At 64.5% G+C, this 19,607-nt stretch carries 20 protein-coding genes, 1 tRNA gene, 1 other RNA gene and 1 pseudogene; 16 read left to right on the top strand and 7 right to left on the bottom strand.

Translation table 11 applies throughout. From position 1 onward, the window contains the following. Positions 1-197: 197 nt before the first annotated feature. The 8 genes and pseudogenes from NG696_RS18300 to NG696_RS18265 all read left to right on the top strand — a co-directional run bounded on the left by NG696_RS18300 (position 198) and on the right by NG696_RS18265 (position 5,588). Entirely contained in the window at positions 198-617 is a 420-nt protein-coding gene (locus NG696_RS18300; protein ID WP_248760175.1) for a DUF3052 domain-containing protein, read from the top strand. Next, on the top strand, positions 614-1,108 hold the full coding sequence (locus NG696_RS18295; RefSeq protein WP_252565822.1) for a peroxiredoxin: 495 nt from the start codon (positions 614-616) through the stop codon (positions 1,106-1,108). Before NG696_RS18300 ends, NG696_RS18295 begins: the two co-directional genes overlap by 4 nt. Positions 1,109-1,114: 6 nt before the next feature. Then, positions 1,115-2,038, top strand: coding sequence for an NAD-dependent protein deacetylase (locus NG696_RS18290; RefSeq protein ID WP_252576305.1), 924 nt, complete (start codon positions 1,115-1,117; stop codon positions 2,036-2,038). A gap of 100 nt (positions 2,039-2,138) precedes the next feature. After that, positions 2,139-2,214, top strand: a tRNA-Val gene (locus NG696_RS18285). Further along, a pseudogene (locus tag NG696_RS18280) lies at positions 2,178-2,663 on the top strand (GrpB family protein). The gene NG696_RS18285 and the pseudogene NG696_RS18280 overlap by 37 nt, the downstream one beginning before the upstream one ends. 39 nt (positions 2,664-2,702) lie before the next feature. Next, a complete protein-coding gene (locus NG696_RS18275) occupies positions 2,703-2,993 on the top strand; it encodes a hypothetical protein (RefSeq protein WP_252565815.1) in 291 nt (96 codons plus the stop codon). 265 nt (positions 2,994-3,258) lie between these two features. Next, positions 3,259-4,056 carry an IclR family transcriptional regulator gene (locus NG696_RS18270; RefSeq protein WP_252576304.1) on the top strand — a complete coding sequence of 266 codons (798 nt, stop codon included), beginning with the start codon at positions 3,259-3,261 and terminating at the stop codon, positions 4,054-4,056. 215 nt (positions 4,057-4,271) lie between these two features. Beyond that, a complete protein-coding gene (locus tag NG696_RS18265) occupies positions 4,272-5,588 on the top strand; it encodes an MFS transporter (protein WP_252566153.1) in 1,317 nt (438 codons plus the stop codon). A 165-nt stretch (positions 5,589-5,753) separates the two neighbouring features. On the opposite strand, the gene NG696_RS18260 is transcribed toward NG696_RS18265, so the two are convergent. Together NG696_RS18260 and NG696_RS18255 are read right to left on the bottom strand one after the other, a co-directional pair. Then, on the bottom strand, positions 5,754-6,836 hold the full coding sequence (locus NG696_RS18260) for an IS630 family transposase (RefSeq protein WP_252576303.1): 1,083 nt from the start codon (positions 6,834-6,836) through the stop codon (positions 5,754-5,756). Between the two features lie 98 nt (positions 6,837-6,934). Continuing rightward, positions 6,935-7,999, bottom strand: a complete 1,065-nt coding sequence (locus NG696_RS18255) for a D-2-hydroxyacid dehydrogenase (RefSeq protein WP_308291988.1) — start codon at positions 7,997-7,999, stop codon at positions 6,935-6,937. Between the two features lie 73 nt (positions 8,000-8,072). Between NG696_RS18255 and NG696_RS18250 the strand changes: the two genes are divergently transcribed. The 3 genes from NG696_RS18250 to NG696_RS18240 are packed head-to-tail and all read left to right on the top strand — an operon-like array spanning position 8,073 to position 10,908. Continuing rightward, positions 8,073-9,017: an NAD(P)-dependent oxidoreductase gene (locus NG696_RS18250; protein ID WP_252565805.1), complete on the top strand. Its 945-nt coding sequence runs from the start codon at positions 8,073-8,075 to the stop codon at positions 9,015-9,017. Next, the gene (locus NG696_RS18245) at positions 9,014-9,784 is read left to right on the top strand and encodes an SDR family oxidoreductase (protein WP_252565802.1); all 771 of its coding nucleotides are present in this window, start codon (positions 9,014-9,016) and stop codon (positions 9,782-9,784) included. The genes NG696_RS18250 and NG696_RS18245 overlap by 4 nt, the downstream gene beginning before the upstream one ends. Then, positions 9,784-10,908, top strand: a complete 1,125-nt coding sequence (locus tag NG696_RS18240; protein WP_256472334.1) for an L-idonate 5-dehydrogenase — start codon at positions 9,784-9,786, stop codon at positions 10,906-10,908. The genes NG696_RS18245 and NG696_RS18240 overlap by 1 nt, the downstream gene beginning before the upstream one ends. Before the next feature lie 42 nt (positions 10,909-10,950). Here the strand turns inward: NG696_RS18240 and NG696_RS18235 are convergent, their stop codons facing one another. After that, complete coding sequence (locus NG696_RS18235; RefSeq protein ID WP_252576302.1) at positions 10,951-11,679, bottom strand: FadR/GntR family transcriptional regulator; 729 nt, start codon at positions 11,677-11,679, stop codon at positions 10,951-10,953. Positions 11,680-11,851: 172 nt separating this feature from the next. Here NG696_RS18235 and gnd point away from each other — a divergent pair, with 172 nt between their 5' ends. Both gnd and NG696_RS18225 read left to right on the top strand, forming a co-directional pair. After that, positions 11,852-13,288: an NADP-dependent phosphogluconate dehydrogenase gene (gnd, locus tag NG696_RS18230; RefSeq protein WP_252565796.1), complete on the top strand. Its 1,437-nt coding sequence runs from the start codon at positions 11,852-11,854 to the stop codon at positions 13,286-13,288. 124 nt (positions 13,289-13,412) lie between these two features. Next, positions 13,413-14,246, top strand: coding sequence for an oxidoreductase (locus NG696_RS18225; protein ID WP_252565793.1), 834 nt, complete (start codon positions 13,413-13,415; stop codon positions 14,244-14,246). Positions 14,247-14,262: 16 nt separating this feature from the next. On the opposite strand, the gene epsC is transcribed toward NG696_RS18225, so the two are convergent. From epsC to msrA, 3 genes are all read right to left on the bottom strand, one after another. Next, positions 14,263-14,847 (bottom strand): serine O-acetyltransferase EpsC, encoded by a 585-nt coding sequence (gene epsC, locus NG696_RS18220; protein WP_058932136.1) that lies wholly within the window; start codon positions 14,845-14,847, stop codon positions 14,263-14,265. A 39-nt stretch (positions 14,848-14,886) separates the two neighbouring features. After that, entirely contained in the window at positions 14,887-15,822 is a 936-nt protein-coding gene (cysK, locus tag NG696_RS18215; protein ID WP_185263766.1) for a cysteine synthase A, read from the bottom strand. Between the two features lie 65 nt (positions 15,823-15,887). Then, positions 15,888-16,412, bottom strand: coding sequence for a peptide-methionine (S)-S-oxide reductase MsrA (gene msrA, locus NG696_RS18210; protein WP_252565790.1), 525 nt, complete (start codon positions 16,410-16,412; stop codon positions 15,888-15,890). Positions 16,413-16,511: 99 nt separating this feature from the next. Between msrA and NG696_RS18205 the strand changes: the two genes are divergently transcribed. Further along, complete coding sequence (locus NG696_RS18205; protein WP_252565787.1) at positions 16,512-17,435, top strand: Nif3-like dinuclear metal center hexameric protein; 924 nt, start codon at positions 16,512-16,514, stop codon at positions 17,433-17,435. A gap of 178 nt (positions 17,436-17,613) precedes the next feature. Next, positions 17,614-18,369, top strand: a complete 756-nt coding sequence (locus NG696_RS18200) for a zinc ribbon domain-containing protein (protein ID WP_252565784.1) — start codon at positions 17,614-17,616, stop codon at positions 18,367-18,369. Here NG696_RS18200 and NG696_RS18195 read toward each other — a convergent pair. Next, positions 18,366-19,130, bottom strand: a complete 765-nt coding sequence (locus NG696_RS18195; protein WP_252565781.1) for a YaaA family protein — start codon at positions 19,128-19,130, stop codon at positions 18,366-18,368. The two genes, NG696_RS18200 and NG696_RS18195, sit on opposite strands and share 4 nt — an antisense overlap. Before the next feature lie 57 nt (positions 19,131-19,187). Between NG696_RS18195 and rnpB the strand changes: the two genes are divergently transcribed. Next, positions 19,188-19,573, top strand: an RNA gene (gene rnpB, locus NG696_RS18190) — RNase P RNA component class A. Positions 19,574-19,607 lie beyond the last annotated feature (34 nt).

Genomic DNA, 19,607 nt, shown 5'->3' with positions numbered 1-19,607 from the left:
ATGGCGTCCCTGTTGTATTTCGCCGTCATACTGGTTGTGTGACGAAAGCCGCTGCAACGCAGGCTGACGGCGCCGGATGTGACGCAGAATATGGCGGATCGCGGTGGTGGCAGCTTGAAGCGCAGGCACAAAGGGTGTTGGCTGGGAGTAATGGAAATCACTATGCGAATTGCATGTATTAGGCATTGGAGGAACACGTGAGCGAGGCCGACGCCGCCACTTCGGTAAATGTGGCGGAAAAATTGGGTTTCAAAAACGGGGATCTGATTCAGGAGTTCGGTTACGACGACGACGTCGATTTCGACTTACGTGACGATATTGAGGACCTGACAGGGTCCGAGCTCCTGGACGAGGACGATCACGACGTTGTTGACGCCGTCATTTTTTGGTGGCGGGAGGGCGACGGGGATCTGGTCGATAGCCTCATGGATTCCCTGACCACCCTGAGTGAAACCGGGGTTGTTTGGGTGTTGACGCCAAAGTCCGGGCGCACCGGGTACGTGTCGCCGGCGGAAATCCAGGAAGCGGCGCCCACTGCGGGCCTGCACCTCACCACCTCGGCAGGTGTGTCAAAGGACTGGAGTGCCACCCGCCTGGTCAGCAGGAAGAACAAGTGACGGCAGCTCTTGCCGTAGCCGGGCAGACTGTTCCGGCGGTGGGGGAGCTTGCCCCGGACTTTGAGCTGGTAAACCAGTTCGGAGAACCTGTCCGGTTATCGACTTTCCGCGGGCAGAACGTTGTGCTGGTGTTTTATCCGTTTGCATTTTCGGGTGTCTGCACCGGCGAGCTCTGCGAAATCCGGGACAACCTGGCCGCGTTCGAGGATGCCAGGGCCACTGTCCTGGCCGTGTCTGTGGACAGCAAGTTCAGCCTGCGGGCCTATGCCGAGAAGGAAAGCTACGGCTTTGACCTTCTGGCCGACTTCTGGCCGCACGGCGCTGTCGCCACCGCGTACGGTGTCTTCGACCCGGAGAGCGGTATGGCTGGGCGCGGGACGTTCATCATCGATGCAACCGGAACAATCCGCTACGTCGTGGTGAATCCGCGTGGGCAGGCCCGCGAGCTCGCCGAATACCAGGATGCTCTGGCAGGTCTGGAACAGGCCTGAAGCCGCATGGACCAGCAGCGGCACGGCATCGGCCTGACGGGCTTCGCCAGCCTGCCGGCAGCCGCTGACCCTGCTGCGCTGTCCAGTACGGACCTTCAAGGACTGGAACGCGTCAAGGAGTTGTTGTCCGGCAACCGACTGGTGCTGCTGACCGGCGCCGGGCTGAGCACCGATTCGGGCATACCGGATTACCGCGGGCCGGACGCCGTGCCACGGTCGCCCATGACGTACCAGGAGTTTGTGCGTGACGCCGCCAACCGCCAGCGCTATTGGGCGCGGAACCATATCGGCTGGTCCCACTTGCGGCACGCAGATCCAAACCCTGGGCACAGTGCGGCCGCAGAACTTGAGCGGCGGGGCCTGCTCGCCGGGTTAATCACGCAGAACGTGGATCGGCTGCATGAAGACGCCGGCAGCCGGAATGTCATTGACCTCCACGGCCGTTTTGACCGGGTGGTCTGCCTTGATTGCAAACGCACCTATACCCGCCGCATGCTGGCGGGGGTGCTCGACGAACTCAATCCCGGCTTCCTGGCGCGCGCCACAACGTCCGGCCTGGTGGAAATGGCGCCCGACGCCGACGCCACTGTTGAGGACATGGCTCTGGTCAGCAGTTTTGTGGTCGCCGCCTGCCCCGCCTGCGGCGGAATGCTCAAGCCCGACTTTGTCTACTTCGGCGAGAACGTGCCCAAGGAACGCGCGGAAGCCGCCTACGCGATGGTGGACAGTGCAGAGGCATTGCTTGTTGCCGGATCATCGCTGACCGTGATGAGCGGACTGCGGTTCGTCCGTCACGCGGCGAAGGACGGCAAGCCTGTGGTGATCATCAACAGGGGCGATACCCGGGGCGACCAGTACGCCACCATCAAGCTCGACGCAGGCGTCAGCGAGGCACTGACCTGGCTCGCCGCCGAACTCCCCGATCTTTGACCGTTCGGGGCCGATCGTGTCGATTGGCTTTTCGTCCCGCCCGTCAGGTACAGTTTATGTTCGTTGGTTGACGCGCTGAGGTGCGAAAAACTGGCAGTTTGGGTCTTTAGCTCAGCTGGTAGAGCGCCACGTTTACACCGTGGATGTCATCGGTTCGATCCCGGTAGGACCCACCACCAACCCCGTTGTTCCTGGCCCGAGTGGCCGGGAACGGCGGGGTTTTTGTTGCACAGTGGAGCACGTCGGCTCGACATCGGTTCCCGGGCTTGCTTCGAAGCCGGTCATCGACATTGTCCTGCTCGTCAAAGACTCCGCCGCTGAGGAAACGTACATCCCCCAGCTTGAGACCGTCGGGTTCCTTCACCACCTCCGCGAGCCGGGGTGGTTCGAACACCGCCTGTTGAATCACAAGGTTCACTAGGTGAATTTGCACGTGTTCACCGCTGGATGCGAGGAAGCAACGCGCATGATCCGGTTTCGGGACTACCTCCGAAGTGACCAGGACGCCCGGATCGAATACGAACAGCTCAAACGTAGGCTGGCGGATCAGGAATGGACTTTCATGCAGGACTACGCAGACGCCAAGGGTTCAACAATCCGTGCCATCCTGGCTCAATTCCGCTAGGGCGCCATATTGTCGGTGGCTGTCCCTAGTGTTCCCGCTATGGAATATGTGGTGATGAAGACGGCCAAGGACGGCAGCCCGACGGCGGTGGTCAGCAACGGCAGGGAGTGGGCCGTCGGTGCCGAGGCAGTGAGATGGTTTGAGCGTGTGAGCTGGTGGGAGGCGCAGCGGCGTATGCCCAAAGGGTTGGGCCGCGTGGACGTTGAGGTCTTGCAGGTCCAGGTGCGGCTGGGCCGCAATCCGCAGTCCGCGCTGACCACCATGGTGCTGGAGCGCGACGGCCTTGGTGGCGGCTGGAGGCTGAGGGAATCCGTGGTGGACGTCGCCTGAACCCGGCGGCCAAGCCCGCGAAAACATTCAGGCATTGGAAAACCCTCCACCGCGACTATTGGGGGATGCCGCGGTGGAGGGTCTGAAATGAATATACCGTGAACTTCCCGAAACAAACAAATGCCACGCGGACCGGGGTGCGTGGCGCGGTGGACGGCGCCTTGGCCCGGGCCCTGAATCGCCGCTAAGCCATTATGATGGTTTCTGTTCAGCAGATTGAACGCATCTACGCGAAGCGCCCCGGCGTGCCGATCGAAGGAGAATCATGGCCGATTCCCGCACCTCCCGCTCCTCTGAGGGTTTGGGGAGCACATCGCCGGCGCCGGCGGTCACGCGTGCCGCCGCCGTCATGGACGCCTTGGCAGCCTCTGCGACGGGGCGGCTGACGCTGAGCGACCTGGCCCGCGAGCTGGGTATCCCCAAGTCGTCCACCTCCAACCTGTTGCTGGCGTTGGAAGAAGCCCGGCTGATCAGCCGCCAGGGCGCCGAATTCACGCTGGGCCGCAAGCTCGTGGAACTCGGCGCCGCCTATCTCAGCCGGCTCGACGAAGTACAGGAGTTCTACCGGTTCTGCGAGCAGGCGCCGACCCTTTCCGGGGAGACAGTACGCATAGCCATGCTGGACGGAACCAACGTGATCTATTTGGCCCGCTACGAGGGCCATCCGGCGGTCCGGCTGACGTCCAACATCGGTGACAAGATGCCGGTGTCCCTGTGTGCCGTGGGCAAGGCCCTGATTGCCCGCCTTCACGACCACGACGTCGACGCAATGTTTTCCGATGACGCCCAGCTTCCGGTGCTGACCCCGAAGTCCCTCCGCACCGGGGCCGAATTGAAGGCGCAGCTCACAACCATCCGTGAACAGGGCTATGCGTTCGAAGATGAGGAATCCACTACTGGAGTGGTCTGCCTGGCTGTGGCCGTGCCTACGCGCGGTGCCCACGGCCCGAGCCTTGGTTTGTCAGTCACGGCCCTTAAGGCCACATACTCCGCGGAGCAGGGTTCCCGGATGGTCAAGGAACTGAACGAGCTGGCGCGGTCCCTGGGCAACCCAATGGGCTGAGTGTCCGCGCTCTGGCGGCCCTATTTAACGTTCATCACCCCGGTTGTGAACAAAATATCCGTCAACCACTTGCTACGTGTTCAACTTGCTGTACTCTGTTCAGTATAGTGATCGACGCCACGGCGTGTCCTCGCTATCCCACCAGGCCAACGGGGGCCTGGAGTGTTTTTGAGGGAGTTCTTGTGACAACTCGTACTAAATCACCGCAGACTGACATGGACGGCGCCGCCGTCGATCCGGAGCAGCTGCGAAGGGCAACTCTTGCCAGCTCAGTAGGCTCCGCACTGGAGTACTACGACTTCTACATCTACGGCCTCGCCTCGGCCTTGATCTTTGGACCGCTCTTCTTCTCACCGCTGGGGGAAAGCGGCGCCGTGATCGCGTCGTTCGCCACCTATGGTGTGGGCTTCGCAGCCCGGCCGTTCGGCGGCATCGTCTTCGGCTACATCGGTGACCGGTTCGGCCGGAAGATGGTCCTGATCCTGACCATCGGCCTGATGGGCATGGCCAGCTTCGCCATCGGGCTCCTGCCCACCTTTGAACAGGCGGGAATGGTCGGCGCGGTGCTCCTGGTTGCCCTTCGAATCCTTCAGGGCCTGGGCGCCGGCGCCGAGCAGGCAGGCGCCACCACCCTGATTTCAGAAGTGGCCCCGCGCCGCCGTCGTGGATTCTTCGCCGCACTGCCGTTCGTCGGCATCCAGCTGGGCACCCTGCTCGGCGCAGGCACCTTCGCCCTGATGGCACTGGCCGACAAGGAAGTGCTGCAGGGCTGGCTGTGGCGCGTTCCGTTCCTGGCGAGCGTCATTCTGATTGTCATCGCGGTCTTCATCCGGCTCCGACTCAAGGAAACGCCGGTGTTCCAGGAACTGGAAAAGCACAAAGCCGTGGCCAAGAACCCCGTCGTGGAGATCTGGAAGCACTCGAAGAAGAACGTGCTCATCGGCATCGGCCTGCGGATGGGTGAAAACGGAAACTCCTCCATTTACTCCGCCCTCCTGGTGTCCTTCATCAGCATGCCCGCCGGAATCTTCGCCGGCGACAAGTTCATCGGCCCCACCGGCCTCCTCATTGCCGCTGGATTCGCAGCGGTCATGGTGGTCACCTTCGGCGCCCTTTCCGACCGCTTCGGACGCGTTCCTGTATACCGCTACGGCGCCCTCTTTCAGGCCGTCATCGCCCTGCCGGCCTTCTACCTGGTCACGCTCGGCAACGTCACCCTCGTCTGGGTGGTCATGGTGGTGGGCATTTCACTCGGCGTGCAGTCCATGCTCGGTCCGCAGTGCGCCATGCTGCCGGAACTCTTCGGCTCCCAGCACCGCTTCACCGGCGTGGCGCTGAGCCGTGAACTCTCAGCCGTCCTGGCCGGCGGATTCGCACCCATGATCGGTGTGGCCCTCCTGGCTGCGACCGGCCATTCCTGGCTGGTTCCCGCCATCTACTCCCTGGTCCTGGCGCTGATCTCCTTCGGCACCACCTTCTTCACCCCGGAAACCAACGGCCGGGACCTGCTCCTGGTGGAGGACGCACGCTAGGCACTCCACCCACGCAATAGGCGGCCTCCACTTGATGGGGAGGCCGCCTATTTCCGTGCCGCTCGTTAATTGGGCGCCGCCCAGCATGAATGCGTAACTTTTGGCCGCCGACGCGACGCCGACGCAGCCGCCGACACAAAGAGCCCCTGCTGCGGATTCCTGGTTCTAGTGTTCCGTGTTAATGGTTTGTTTGCGTTTCATCTTGCCCAGGAGATAGTCCGCTGATTTGGTCCAGGTGAATGGTTTGGCGTCCTGGTTGTAGTTCTCGATGTAGCGTTCCAGGGTTTCTTCCAGCTCTTTCACCGAGCTGAATGCCCCGCGTTTGAGGCACTGGCGTGTGATGATCCCGAAGAAGATCTCCACCATGTTCAGCCAGGAACAGCTGGTCGGAGTGAAATGCAGGGCCACCCGGGGATTTTCAGCCAGCCAGTCCTTCACGTTCTGGTGCTTATGGGTCGCATAGTTGTCGCAGATGACATGCAGCTCAACCCCGGGGTGGGCGTCCGCGACCCGGCCCAGGAAATCGACGAACTCGATGTTGGTGTGCTTTGGGTAGAAGGCGTTCGCGCTGAGTTTGCCGGTGAGGACCTCCAATGCGGCGAACAAGGTGGTGGTGCCGTTGCGCTTGTAGTCGTGGGTCTGCTGCAGCGGGTGCGTCGGGGACAACGGCTGGTCCGGGCCGGTGCGGGACAGGGCCTGGATCTGGGTCTTCTCATCAATGCTCACCACCACCGCGTTTTCCGGCGGGGACATGTACAGGCCCACCACATCCCGGAGCTTGAACTCCAGGGCAGGGTCGGTGGAGAACTTGAACGTCTCGATCCGGTGCGGCTGGATTTTCCAACGGCGCCAGATCCGGGCCACGGAGGAAAAGGAGACTCCGTGACGTTCGGCCATGATGCGGGCGGACCAGTGCGAGATCCCCAGCTCGGCCGGCGGGTTCCCGTCGTTGGTCAAGGTGTCGGCGATCAGGGCGAGCTCGTCGATCTCCCGCTCCCGGCCCGGGCGCTGGACATCGGACAGGGCCTCGATCCCGCCCTCGGCATAGCGGTTGCGCCACTTCAAAACCGTGGGTGCCGAAAACCCGGTGATCTTCTCGATCTGGATATTCGGCATCCCGTCGGCAGCCAACAAGACCGTCCGCGCCCGCAAGGCCACCGTCGCGGTGGATGCCTTCCCACGAGTCAGCGCCTCCAGGGCGCCTCTGTCCCCGTCACGCAATTCCAATGCCCGTGCCAGGTAAACCATGGATCAAGTCTGACAAACAATCAGACCCAAAGGAATCAACGACACGCTACACTAGGATCCACGGCAGGGGCTCTGTGGTGCCGGCCGGGGCCTGCGCCTTAGTAGAAGTGGACCGGGTCCACCAGGTGGGGGAGGTCGCCGCCGTTGAGGAACGTGCGCAGGTTGCTGCAGAAGCGCTCCGCGATCAGGCGGTTCTCCGCAGCACTGAGCGCCGAGGTATGCGGCGACACCATAACCTTGGGGTGGTTCCACAGCGGGCTGTCCTGGGGCAGCGGCTCCACGGCGAAGACATCAAGGCAGGCGTAGGAAACCTGGCCGTTGTCCAGGGCCTCCAGCAGGGCGTCCTCGTCCACCACGGTGCCGCGGCCGACGTTCACAAACACCGTTCCCGGCTTCATCGCTGCAAATACGTCACGGTTGAAGAGCTTCTCCGTGTACGGCGTGCCGGGCAGCGTATTGACGACGGCGTCCGCCAAGGCGAGCAGCCCGGCCAGTCCGTCGTTGCCGGCAACCTGTTCGATTCCTTCGAGCGGCTCAACATTCCGCTTGGTGCCGCTGACCGTCATGCCCAGGGCGCGGGCGATCCGGGCGGTCTCCAGGCCGATTTCGCCCAGGCCGGTCACTACCAGCGTGGAACCGCTGACCAAACGGGTGGGGGTCCGAAGCTCGGGCCACACCTTGGCCGCCTGGTCCTGGGCCAGCTCAGCGCTGCGCTTGAAGCCGTTAAGGATTCCCAGGGCAGCGAATTCTGCCAGCGGCAGGGCGTGGACTCCGGCGGAGGTGGTCACCTTGAATTTGAGGAGGGTTTCCTGGTCCAGCCCGGATGCCTTGACAGCGCCGCCGGCGCCGGCGGCCATGGCGTGGACCCACTGGAGCCGTGGATTCTCGCGCGCGATGCGGGCCAGGCCCGCGGGGCTCTCATTGGGCAGGCCGTACAGCACCTGCGCCTTGTTGAGCATGGCCCAGTACTGCTCCTCCTGCGCGGGAGTGCGTTTGAAGTCCGGATCCCCGGAGTGGTCGGCCGGAAAACGCTCGGGCGGAAGCAGGTCCGGCTCATAGAGGACAGTTACGGAGGGGTGTACGGCGCGGATGCGGTCCACCAGCTCTGCTTCGAGCGGGACGGCGATCGCGACGGTGGTTAGAGTCGTCATAGTGTTCATCATACTGAATAGCGGCTAGGATATTGGACAGATTTCCCTTCATTAACCACACAACGATGTGAGTCGAGGCCTAGATATGGAAGACAGAACAGCGGGCTTTGTAGGCCTGGGGCTGATGGGGTTGCCCATGGCAGCGAATCTGGTCCGTGCCGGCTGGGCGGTCACCGCCTGGAACAGATCCGATGGTCCCCTCCAGGAGTTGGTGGCGCAGGGTGGCCACTCCGCGCCCGACGTTGCATCCCTGCGGGACCTGCCAATCATCGCCTTTATGCTTCCGGACCTGTCCTTCATCGAGGAGGCCTCGGCGGGGTTGCTGGCGAGCTGGGATGAGAATCCGCCGCAGGCCGGCACTGCCGTGGTGGTCGCAAGCTCAGTCTCACCGGCGAAGGTCCAGGACTTCGGGCGACGGGTTCACGCGGCAAGCCGCGGCCGCGCCACAGTAGTGGACGCCCCGGTCAGCGGCGGGACCAAGGGCGCCACCGACGGCACCCTGGCCATCATGGCCGGCGGTACCGCGGACGACTTCCGGCGGCTCGAGCCCTTCTTCAACGCGATGGGGACAACCGTCAGGCACATGGGCCCACTGGGCGCGGGGTCGCTCGCCAAGGCCTGCAACCAGCTCATTGTTGGAACCACGACGGCGGCGCTCGCCGAAGCGGCCGAGCTCGCCGAGCGCTCCGGGATGGATCCAGCGGCGCTTTTCGGCGTCCTGGCCGGCGGCCTTGCGGGCAGCCGTGTGCTGGAGAACGTGGGACCGCGTCTGGCCCGGAAGGACTACACACCAACAGGCCCGGCGAAATTCATGCATAAGGACCTGTCCTTTGTGCTCGAATCAGCCCGGGCGGCCGGCGCTGCCGTGCCGATGGCGGCTGCCGCCGTGGAGCTTTACGCCGACCTCAAGCGGCAGGGCCTTGGCCATCAGGACCTTGCCGTGGTCCGCCAGGCCATTTCGAATCTGAGCGACAACACCGATATCGCGGAACCTGTGGGTGCCGCAACGAAAGGGACGGCTGCACCATGAGTGGACTTTTTGATTTGACGGGGCGGGTTGCCCTGGTGACGGGTTCGAGCCGGGGGATTGGCAACGCGTTGGCGCGGGCGTTGGCTGATGCCGGGGCGACGGTGGTGTTGAACGGGATTAATGCGGAGCGGTTGAAGGCTGCCGAGGTGGCGATGGCCGCGGACTTCGCGCCGGGGCGGGTCCATAGTGTCTCGTTTGATGTCACGAGTGATGCCGAGGCGGCCCGGGGTATTTCGTGGGTGGAGGAGCAGGTGGGTCCGTTGCAGATCCTGGTGAACAATGCCGGGATCCAGCACCGGGTGCCGATGCTGGAGCTGGATGTGGCGGATTGGGAGCGGGTGATCAGGACGGATCTGACGAGCGCGTTCCTGGTGGGGCGTGAGGCCGCCCGGCACATGATCCCGCGCGGCAGGGGCAAGATCATCAATATCTGTTCGGTGCAGACGGACCTGGCCCGGCCCACGATCGCCCCGTACGTGGCGGCGAAGGGCGGGTTGCGGAACCTGACCCGGGCCATGACGGCGGAGTGGGCGGGGTCCGGGCTGCAGATCAACGGGATCGCCCCGGGCTACATCCACACCGAGATGACGCAGCACCTGGTGGACGATGAGCAGTTCAACACCTGGATCCTGGGCCGGACCCCGGCGCACCGGTGGGGCACGGTCCAGGACCTGGCCGGCCCGGCGGTATGGCTGGCCTCGGACGGGTCGGACTTTGTGAACGGGCAGACCATCTTTATCGACGGCGGAATGACGGTGGTGGTCTGATGCGCGCGAACACAACACCGCCCGACGCAGCCGTCACCGGGTCTGTCCTGCCTGTTTCCGCGGTGCCCGTTTCAGCCCTGCCGGTGTCGGGTGCGGCGGTGGTGGCGTATGCGGCGGGGGATCTGCGGATCGAGGAGGTCCCGTTGGCGGCACCGACCGCGGACGAGGCGGTGGTCGAGGTTGCGTATGGCGGGATCTGCGGGTCGGACCTGCATTACTGGCTGCACGGCGCGGCGGGGGAATCCATCCTGAAGGCGCCGCTGGTGCTGGGGCATGAGATTTCCGGGACCGTGGTCCGGGCCGCGGCGGACGGGAGCGGACCGGCCGCGGGCGCCGCGGTTGCGGTCCACCCGGCCACCCCCGGCCCCGGTGCGGGGGATGTGCGGTGGCCGACGGACCGGCCCAACCTCTCCCCGGGCTGTACGTACCTGGGCAGTGCGGCGCGGTTCCCGCACACCGAGGGCGCATTCGCCCGGTACGTGAACCTGCCCGCGAGGATGCTGCGGGCGCTCCCGGCCGGCCTGGATCTGCGGACCGCGGCGCTGATCGAGCCGGCCTCCGTTGCCTGGCACGCCGTCGGACGGGCCGGGGATGTGGCCGGCAAGAGCGTGCTGGTGATCGGCTGCGGCCCGATCGGTGCGCTGGCGGTCGCGGTCCTCAAGCGTGCCGGCGCGGCACGGATCACCGCCGTTGACGTCCATGCCAAACCGTTGGAGATCGCCTCCGCCGTCGGAGCGGATCACACCCTGCAGGCCGGGGACACGGACGCGATCGCGGCCGTGCAGGCCGATGTGGTCATCGAGTCCTCGGGCAGCCACCGAGGCCTGGCCTCAGCCATTCAGGGTGCGGGGCGGGGCGGGACCGTGGTCATGGTCGGGCTACTGCCCACCGGACCCCAGCCTGTCCTGGTTTCCCTGGCAATCACCCGGGAACTGGACCTGCGCGGGTCCTTCCGCTTCAACGACGAGATCGACGACGTCATCACCGCACTCGCCGACAGCACCCTGAACATCGGCCCCGTCATCACCCACGAATACCCCCTCAGCCAAGGACTCAAGGCCTTCGAAACCGCCAAAAACTCCGCCGCATCAGGAAAAGTCCTCCTCAACTTCCAACCGGAATAGCACGATAAAGGACGCGCTGGTTCTCGCTGGTTCTGGGCGTTGTCAGGTCCGGCGGACCGGGGTAAACACCCGGGGCTGGTCCGTCCAGGTTCCGGACAGCCGGGAGGTGGTGCGGCGCATGATCTGTTCGGACGCGTCCCGGGCCGTGGCGGCGTCCCCGGCGGCGACCGCTTCGGCCAGATCGACGTGCCACTGGAGCGCCCCCTCGTGGGGGTGGTCCGGCATCAGTCCGTGGACAGTGCGCCCCGTCAGGGTCTCCGCCACCTGCCCCATCAGGTTGGCGAACATTTCGTTGCCAGACCCGGAGAGCAGGACCGAGTGAAAAGCGATGTCCAGCTCCAGGAACTTCTGTGCGTCCCCGGAGTGGCCGGCGTCGCGGAGTGCATGGGCAATGTCCACCAGTTCCCGCCGCAGCTGCGCCGGTGCATTGTTTGCTGCCAGTTCGGCAGCGGCGGGCTCGACGGCGGAACGCAGTTCGATCAGTGACCGCAGCTGGGCGCCGCGGGCGTCGCTGGACAGCCGCCAGCGGATGACCTGGGAATCGAAGGGGTTCCAGCGGCTCGGCGGCAGCACGCGGATGCCCACCCGCTTGGTGGTTTCCACGAGGCCCAGGGACTGAAGGACCCGCACAGCCTCGCGGACCACGGACCGCGAAACCTTCAGTTCTTCCTCAAGGTGCTCGGCCAGCATGATGTGTCCGGTGGGCAGCTCGCCCGTGATGATCCGGGTGCCAAGGTTCTCAATGGCACGGTGGTGCAGGCTGGTCGACATGGACTCAAGCCTAAACTGGGATTGACTGGCCCCGTTCCACAAAGTGGGCACCGCTTCCCTCAAGCCGATTGAATATATATGCTTTATTAGGATCCATCGGTTCGTGACAGCGTGCTTCGCAGCGAACGCGGAGCCATCTGCACATCCATTGCACAACGAAATTGGAGTTTTGATGTCTGCACACATCGGTGTCACCGGCCTCGCGGTGATGGGCGCCAACCTGGCCCGCAACCTGGCCCGCAACGGCTTCACCGTTGCCCTGCACAACAGGTCCGTCGAAAAGACCGACGCGCTGCTCGAAAAGCACGGCACGGACGGCGACTTCGTCCGCACCGAAACGCTGCAGGAACTTGTTGACTCGCTGGAGAAGCCCCGCCGCGTCCTGATTATGGTCAAGGCCGGCAAACCGGTTGACTCGGTCATCGAGCAGCTTGAACCCCTGCTGGAAGCCGGCGACATCATCATCGACGCCGGAAACTCCCACTACGAGGACACCCGCCGCCGCGAAGCCGCGCTGGCGAAGAAGGACCTGCACTTCGTCGGCATCGGCGTCTCCGGCGGTGAGGAAGGTGCCCTGAACGGCCCGTCCATCATGCCCGGTGGTTCCAAGGAGTCCTACGACGCCCTCGGCCCGCTGCTCGAAAAGATCTCCGCGCACGTCGACGGCAAGCCCTGCTGCGCCTGGATCGGCACCGACGGGGCCGGCCACTTCGTCAAGATGGTCCACAACGGCATCGAATACGCCGACATGCAGGTCATCGGCGAAGCCTTCGACCTCCTCCGCTCCGGCGCCGGCATCGAACCCGCTGACCAGGCCAAGATCTTCGAAGAGTGGAACAAGGGCGAGCTCGCCTCCTTCCTGATCGAAATCTCCGCCGAGGTCCTGGGCCACGTTGACACCCGCACCGGCAAACCGTTTGTCGATGTTGTGGTGGATGCCGCAGGCCAGAAGGGCACCGGACGCTGGACGGTCATCTCCGCCCTGGAGCTTGGTTCCCCGACGTCGGGCATCGCCGAGTCTGTCTTCGCCCGCGCCCTGTCATCGCAGTCCGAGCAGCGCAAGATCGCCCAGGAGCTCCTCGTCGGTGAGGAAATCGCCGTCGACGTTCCGGACACCTTTGTTGAGGACGTCCGCCAGGCGCTGTACGCGTCCAAGCTGGTTTCCTACGCCCAGGGCCTGGACATGCTGACCTCAGCAGCCAAGGAATACGGCTGGGACCTCAAGCTGGACGAGATCGCTTCGCTGTGGCGCGGCGGCTGCATCATCCGTGCAGAGCTGCTCAAAGAAATCACCAACGCCTACGCCGCCGAAGACAAGCCGGCCAACCTGCTATTCGCCCCGGCGTTCACGAAGGCCATCGCCGAGGTCCTGCCGGCATGGCGCCGCGTGGTCTCCACCGCCGTCCAGCTCGGCATCCCCGTGCCGGTCTTCTCCTCTTCACTGGCCTACTACGACGGCCTGCGCCGCAAGCGCCTGCCGGCCGCAGTGATCCAGGGCCAGCGTGACCTCTTCGGCGCGCACACCTACGGCCGCGTCGACGCCGAGGGCACGTTCCACACCCTGTGGGGCGAGGACAAGTCCGAAATCGAAGCAGTGGACACGCACTAATCCCCATGCTCTGATTGCATCAAGCTGCAAACCCTGCGGCCGGCACTTCCCGGATATTCTGGGAGCTGCCGGCCGTTGGCGTTTCCGGCAGCAGCCGCGGTGTCCGTCCATCCAAGGAGACAGAATGCCCAAGCCAGTCGCATTTGTTACGGGAGCCTCCACGGGTATCGGCTTCGAGGCGGCGAAGAAGCTCAGCAGCCATGGCTTCATCGTCTACGCCGGCGCCCGCCGCGTGGAAAGGATGGAGCCGCTGAAAGCGCTTGGCATCCAGGTCCTGGCACTGGACGTGACGGACGACGACTCGATGCGTGCCGCCGTCGGCCGTGTCCTGGAAGAGCGCGGGCGGATAGACGTTCTGGTCAACAACGCCGGCTACGGGTCCTACGGGGCGCTGGAACAGGTGGACCTGGCCGAAGGCCGCCGCCAATTTGAGGTGAACGTCTTTGGCCTTGCCAGGATGACCCAGCTGATCCTGCCGGCCATGCGGAGTGCGGGCCGGGGCAGGATCATCAACATCTCGTCCATCGGCGGAAAATTCTACGAACCCCTTGGTGCCTGGTACCACGCCACGAAGTTCGCCGTGGAGGGCATGAGCGACGCGCTGCGGCTGGAACTCAAGCCGCATGGCATCGAGGTAGCCATCATTGAACCGGCAAGTACGCTCAGCGAATGGGGCCGGATTTCCGCTGACGGGCTGTTGGCCAGCAGCGGCGAGGGGCCGTACGCTGCCCAGGCAAAGCACATGGCGGATGTCCTGGCGTCCACGGCCAGGCCGGAAACGTCAACGCAGCCAGCGGTGATCGCTGCGGCTGTACTGCACGCGGCCACGGCTGCGCGTCCCCGGACCCGGTATCCGGTGGGCAGGGGAGCGGCAGCCATTCTGGGCCTGCGGCGCGTCCTGCCGGACCGGATCTATGACGCGGTGGTCATGGCAGTCCTGAAGCGTGTTGCCGGGTAGAGGCTGCAGCGAAGGGTCAGATCCGGTATTCGATGTCGTACTCGGCCGGATCCACTGCGGGCTTGGTTTCTCGCTGGGCATCGCGATGGCGCCACTTGGCGGGCACACCGGTCACAATCGATTCCGGTGGCGCGTCCTTCACCACCACGGCGTTGGCGCCCACGGCGCTGTCCCGGCCGATGGTGATGGGTCCCAGGATCTTGGCTCCGGCACCGATGGTGACCCGGTCCTCAATGGTGGGGTGACGCTTGACCTTGGCCAGGGAGCGGCCGCCGAGTGTGACGCCGTGGTAGATCATCACGTCTTCGCCGATTTCGGCGGTCTCGCCGATGACCACACCCATACCGTGGTCGATAAAGAAGCGTCGGCCGATCGTGGCGCCGGGATGGATCTCGATTCCGGTCAGGAAGCGGCCCAGCTGCGACACCAGCCGCGCCGGGAACCGCAGCCCCGGGGTCTGCCACATCCGGTGCGTCAGCCGGTGGATCCAGATGGCGTGAAGCCCCGAATAGGCGAAAAAATTCTCAAAAGAACCTCGAGCCGCCGGGTCGTGTGACCGGGCGGCGTCGAGGTCTTCCTTCAGTCTTGCGAAAAAGCCCACAAAGTTCTTTCTACAGGAAACGGGGCGACAACGGACTGATCAGCCGCGGATGTCGTCATAGAGCACGGTGGAGATGTAACGCTCACCGAAGTCGCAGACAACCGCCACGATCAGCTTGCCGGCATTCTCCGGACGCTTGGCAAGTTCCAAGGCACCCCAGACGATGGCGCCGGAGGAGATGCCGCCGAGGATGCCTTCCTTGACGCCGAGTTCACGGGCGACGCGGACGGAATCCTCCAGGGTGGCGTCCAGGACTTCGTCGTAGACGTTGGTGTCCAGAATTTCCGGGATGAAGTTCGCACCGATGCCCTGGATCTTGTGCGGCCCGGGAGCGCCGCCGTTCAGGATGGCGGAGTCCTTCGGTTCGATGGCCACAATCTGGACCTCAGGATTGCGTTCCTTCAGGACCTGGCCGACGCCGGTGACGGTTCCGCCGGTGCCGATGCCGGCGACGAAGATGTCCACCTTGCCGTCGGTGTCGGACCAGATTTCCTCGGCGGTGGTGGTGCGGTGGATCTCAGGGTTGGCCTCGTTGGCGAACTGCTGGGCCCAGATGGAGTTCTCCGTGTTGGCCACGATCTCCTGGGCCTTTTCCACGGCGCCGCGCATGCCCTCGGAACCCGGGGTCAGCACAATTTCGGCACCGAACGCCCGCAGCATAACGCGGCGTTCGGTGGACATGGTCTCCGGCATGGTCAGAATAACTTTGTAACCGCGGGCAGCGCCCACCATGGCCAGGGCGATGCCGGTGTTGCCCGAGGTGCCTTCAACGATGGTGCCGCCGGGCTTGAGGGCGCCGGACTTCTCGGCGGCGTCAACGATGGCCACACCGATGCGGTCCTTGACGCTGTTGGCCGGGTTGTAGAACTCAAGCTTGACGGCCACAGTGGCGCCCAGACCCTCGGTGAGCCGGTTCAGGCGGACCAGCGGAGTGCCGCCGACCAACTGCGTTACATCGTCATAGATCCGTGCCATGTAGATATGCCTATCTCTCAAGAGTGAATGCTGAGGTCAGCCTAACGATGGCTGAGCGGCCGCTGCTAAGCATTAAGCCATGCAGAGTAATATTTCCTGGCCTTGGCGAGCTTCGGATTGATGATCACCTGGCAGTAACCCTGCTCGGGATACTTGGCGTAGTAGTCCTGATGGACGTCCTCCGCCACATGGAACCGTGGCAGCCGGCTGACCTCGGTCACAATCGGGTGCGGCCACAGGGCCTGGTTCCGTTCGATGGCTTCCTCGAAGAGAATCTTCTCCTCGGTGGTCTCATAGAACATGGACGAGCGGTACTGCGTGCCCACGTCGTAGCCCTGGCGGTTGAGCGTGGTGGGATCGTGCAGCGCGAAGAACATGTCCAGGATGACCTCGGCCGGGATGACGGACTCGTTGAAAGTGACCGCCACGACCTCAGCGTGGCCCGTGGTCCCGCCGCAGACGGAGTAGTAGTCCGGCTGGGGGTCATGGCCACCCGTGTACCCGGAAATCACTGATGTTACGCCCTTGGTTTTTTGGTACACAGCGTCAAGGCACCAGAAGCAGCCCCCGCCAAGAACAAAAGTTTTCATGATCTCTTCAATGGTTGAGCGCGCCGGATGATTCCCTGACCACCCTACGAGACTTTGAAAGATGCCGGGCAATCGGCCCGATGGGGTAAAACTGAGACTATGGAATCTGCAGACACCGGCGTTACAGATGCGGACAAGCATGACGGCGGCACCCTTACTGGGGAGGACGCTGCAGCGGATGGTCCGGCTGCTCCCACGCTGGGCCAGGTGCTGCTGGCGGTCGAGGAACTCTGGCCCGAATCGCTGGCCGAAAACTGGGACGAAGTTGGCCTCGTGGCCGGCCACCCGTCAGCGCCCGTTACCAGGGTGATGTTCGCCGTTGATCCCACGCTCACGGTGATCGAGGAAGCCGTGGAATGGGGTGCCGATCTCCTGATCACCCACCACCCCTTGCTCCTCAAAGGAGTCACGTCGGTGGCCGCCACCACTGCCAAAGGGCAGGCCATCCACCGTCTCATCGAGTCTGGCACCGCGCTCCTGACCGTCCACACCAACGGTGATTCCGCCGTCGGGGGCGTTTCCGACGTCCTGGCTGATGCGCTGGGACTGGAAGGCGTTGTCCCGCTGACGGTTGCCGCGAACGGCCTGCCCGAGGAAGGCATCGGACGCGTGGGTGATCTGGCTGACGTGATGAGCCTGGGCGATTTCGCGGCCAGGGTGTTCGGCATCCTGCCGTCGGTGGCCGGGGGAGTCCGCGTGTCCGGGGATAAGGATGGGCTGGTGCGGCGTATTGCGGTGTGCGGCGGCGCGGGGGATTCCCTGTTCAACGAGGTGCGGGCCAACAACGCCGACGTCTATGTCACCGCCGACCTCCGGCACCATCCGGCGTCCGAAGCCCGCGAAGCGGCAGTGAACGGCCGGCCGTACCTGATTGACGTTTCGCACTTCGCCAGCGAATGGCTGTGGCTGCCCGCCGCTGCGTCGGCACTGGGCAATGTGCTCGCCGATCAGGGCCACGACGTCGAGATCCAGGTAAGTACCACCAACAGCGATCCGTGGGACTTCATTCTGACTCCGGGCTAAGCCTGGCGTGCGAAGTCCGTCGCCGGGCCCACACCGGCGAGGGACCCACACCGAGCGCAGCGAGGTTTGGGAGCCGGTGGGGATGTAGCGAGGCAGGGGAGCAGGCCAGGCGCTAGAGTCTATACAGCGCCGATACGGTGCCCGGCTTCGGCCGGATTGGATTTAGCGGAGGTAAATAGTGGCCAAGGCAGCACCGGCGGAACAGTTGAAGTTGCTCGAACTGCAGGGGCTGGACGCAAAGCTCAAGTCCCTGTCCAACCGCCGCCGCGCCCTGGAAACCGATCCCCGGATCGAGGACCTGCAATCTGCCCTGTCCGTCGCCACCGGTGAACTCGGCTCCGCCAAGATGGCCGTCCATGACGCCGAAGCCGAGCTGAAGCGCGCAGAGGCCGACGTCGAACAGGTCGCCTCCCGCATCGAACGCGACGAAGCCCGGCTCAACAGCGGAACGGGGCTGTCGAAGGACCTCGTGGCCCTGCAGAAGGACATTGCCTCCCTCAACAAGCGTCGCTCCGACCTTGAAGACGTGGAGCTGGAAATCCTGGAACGCCTGGATTCGCTGCGCGAGCGTCAGGCTGCCCAGCAGCTCATCGTGGACAACGTCCAGGGCTCGTTCGGCGGCATCCGCGCCGAACTCGATGAAGCCCTGGCCGAAGTGGCCGCTGAAGCGACCGTTGTCCGCGGCAAGCGTGCCAAATTCGCTGAAAACCTCGACGCCGGGATGCTGGCTGTCTACGAAAAGACGCTCGCAAAGCGGGGAGTGGGCGCCGCCCGGTTGTTCCACGGGACTTCCGAAGCCTCCGGAATGAAGCTGAGCCCCGGAGACCTCGCCGAGATCAAGGCAGCCGCAGAGGACGACATTGTGTTCTGCCCGGATTCGGGTGCCATCCTGGTGCGCTCCGCCGAGTGGAACACGCCCGCCCCAACTGCCTAGTTGGGAAGGATGATGTTCAGCGCGTGCGGTTTCCGCGCTGAACCATCAACCAGCTCCGCGTCCCATTTTTCGAGCGCGGCTTTCAGCAGTTGCACCGGGGTCTGCGGGGCGTTGCCGCGGCGGGCCAGCAGGTGCCGGGCCAGCTGACCGCGGGTGTGCTTGGCGAAGTGGCTGACCACCTTGCGCACGCCGTTGACCTCCGTGAAAACGTTGACGGCCACCGTCTGAGCCGGCGGCGGGGCCCATGCCGCGGTATAGGTGCTGGAGCGGCAGTCCACGAGCAGATGTCCGGATGCCGACTCCGCGAGGGCCTCCGAAAGCTGCGGCTTCCAGAACGAGGCGAGGCGGCCGACGTCGGGCAGTGCCGTTCCCATCGACAGCCGGTAGGCAGGCACGCGGTCGGCGAAGCGGATGGCACCCCACAGTGCCGAGATCACCAACACCGAAACATCGGCCTTCCGGCGCTGCGCAGGCGTCAGGGTTTTGTAGCCTAGGGCGTCGTACAGAACGCCCGAATAGATCTGGTGCGCCGGGGCCGCCGGTTCGGCGTGGAGCCGGGTGTTACGTTCGACGTCGTCCTGCAGCGATGCGCCGACGCCCAGCAGCGCGAGGGCATCCTCATGTGCGCTCACCGTGCCCAGCGCCTCCAGGACCTTGGCCCGGTAGGTGTTGAGTTCGGGAAAGCTCAGTGACGGCCAGTCGACGGCGGACCCGCGGACTGCGGGGGTCTTGCCTTCGGAGGGGGGAAGCAGAATCAGCACCGTACGATCCTACCGGCGACGGCAGTGCCCCCTTCCGGCGGTAGACTGGGCTCCGGATGGGTTGACCAGGCGGCCGCGCGTCACGCAAGTGGCTCGAGGAACGTCCGGGCTCCGCAGGGCAGGGTGGTGGGTAACGCCCACTCGGGGTAACCCGCAGGCCAGTGCCACAGAGAACAGACCGCCTGCGTTTTCCGGTGACGGACGGCAGCAGGTAAGGGTGAAACGGTGGTGTAAGAGACCACCAGCTTCCCGGGTGACCGGGAAGGCTAGGTAAACCCCACCCGGAGCAAGGCCAGACAGGACACGTTTGAGGGCTGCCCGCCCGAGTGTCCGGGTAGGCCGCTGGAGGGCGTCGGCAACGGCGTCCGTAGATGGATGGCCGCTACTCCCGCGCTGGTAACGGCACGGGAGCACAGAACCCGGCGTATCGGTCAACCCATCCAACACCCCAGCCGGGCACGGAGCCGCCCCGTATGT

This window comes from Pseudarthrobacter cellobiosi (assembly GCF_023913755.1).
Lineage (GTDB): Bacteria > Actinomycetota > Actinomycetes > Actinomycetales > Micrococcaceae > Arthrobacter > Arthrobacter cellobiosi.
Note: the sequence above shows the minus strand (reverse complement) of the source record. Positions and strands in the feature narration are given on the sequence as shown.

Excerpts from the sequence above, each read along its gene's own strand:
- NG696_RS18290 (WP_252576305.1), top strand. The coding sequence starts at position 1,115 with ATGGACCAGCAGCGGCACGGCATCGGCCTGACGGGCTTCGCCAGCCTG.
- NG696_RS18275 (WP_252565815.1), top strand. The coding sequence starts at position 2,703 with ATGGAATATGTGGTGATGAAGACGGCCAAGGACGGCAGCCCGACGGCG.
- NG696_RS18270 (WP_252576304.1), top strand. The coding sequence starts at position 3,259 with ATGGCCGATTCCCGCACCTCCCGCTCCTCTGAGGGTTTGGGGAGCACA.
- NG696_RS18265 (WP_252566153.1), top strand. The coding sequence starts at position 4,272 with ATGGACGGCGCCGCCGTCGATCCGGAGCAGCTGCGAAGGGCAACTCTT.
- NG696_RS18260 (WP_252576303.1), bottom strand. The coding sequence starts at position 6,836 with ATGGTTTACCTGGCACGGGCATTGGAATTGCGTGACGGGGACAGAGGC.
- NG696_RS18255 (WP_308291988.1), bottom strand. The coding sequence starts at position 7,999 with ATGATGAACACTATGACGACTCTAACCACCGTCGCGATCGCCGTCCCG.
- NG696_RS18250 (WP_252565805.1), top strand. The coding sequence starts at position 8,073 with ATGGAAGACAGAACAGCGGGCTTTGTAGGCCTGGGGCTGATGGGGTTG.
- NG696_RS18245 (WP_252565802.1), top strand. The coding sequence starts at position 9,014 with ATGAGTGGACTTTTTGATTTGACGGGGCGGGTTGCCCTGGTGACGGGT.
- NG696_RS18240 (WP_256472334.1), top strand. The coding sequence starts at position 9,784 with ATGCGCGCGAACACAACACCGCCCGACGCAGCCGTCACCGGGTCTGTC.
- NG696_RS18235 (WP_252576302.1), bottom strand. The coding sequence starts at position 11,679 with ATGTCGACCAGCCTGCACCACCGTGCCATTGAGAACCTTGGCACCCGG.
- gnd (WP_252565796.1), top strand. The coding sequence starts at position 11,852 with ATGTCTGCACACATCGGTGTCACCGGCCTCGCGGTGATGGGCGCCAAC.
- NG696_RS18225 (WP_252565793.1), top strand. The coding sequence starts at position 13,413 with ATGCCCAAGCCAGTCGCATTTGTTACGGGAGCCTCCACGGGTATCGGC.
- cysK (WP_185263766.1), bottom strand. The coding sequence starts at position 15,822 with ATGGCACGGATCTATGACGATGTAACGCAGTTGGTCGGCGGCACTCCG.
- msrA (WP_252565790.1), bottom strand. The coding sequence starts at position 16,412 with ATGAAAACTTTTGTTCTTGGCGGGGGCTGCTTCTGGTGCCTTGACGCT.
- NG696_RS18205 (WP_252565787.1), top strand. The coding sequence starts at position 16,512 with ATGGAATCTGCAGACACCGGCGTTACAGATGCGGACAAGCATGACGGC.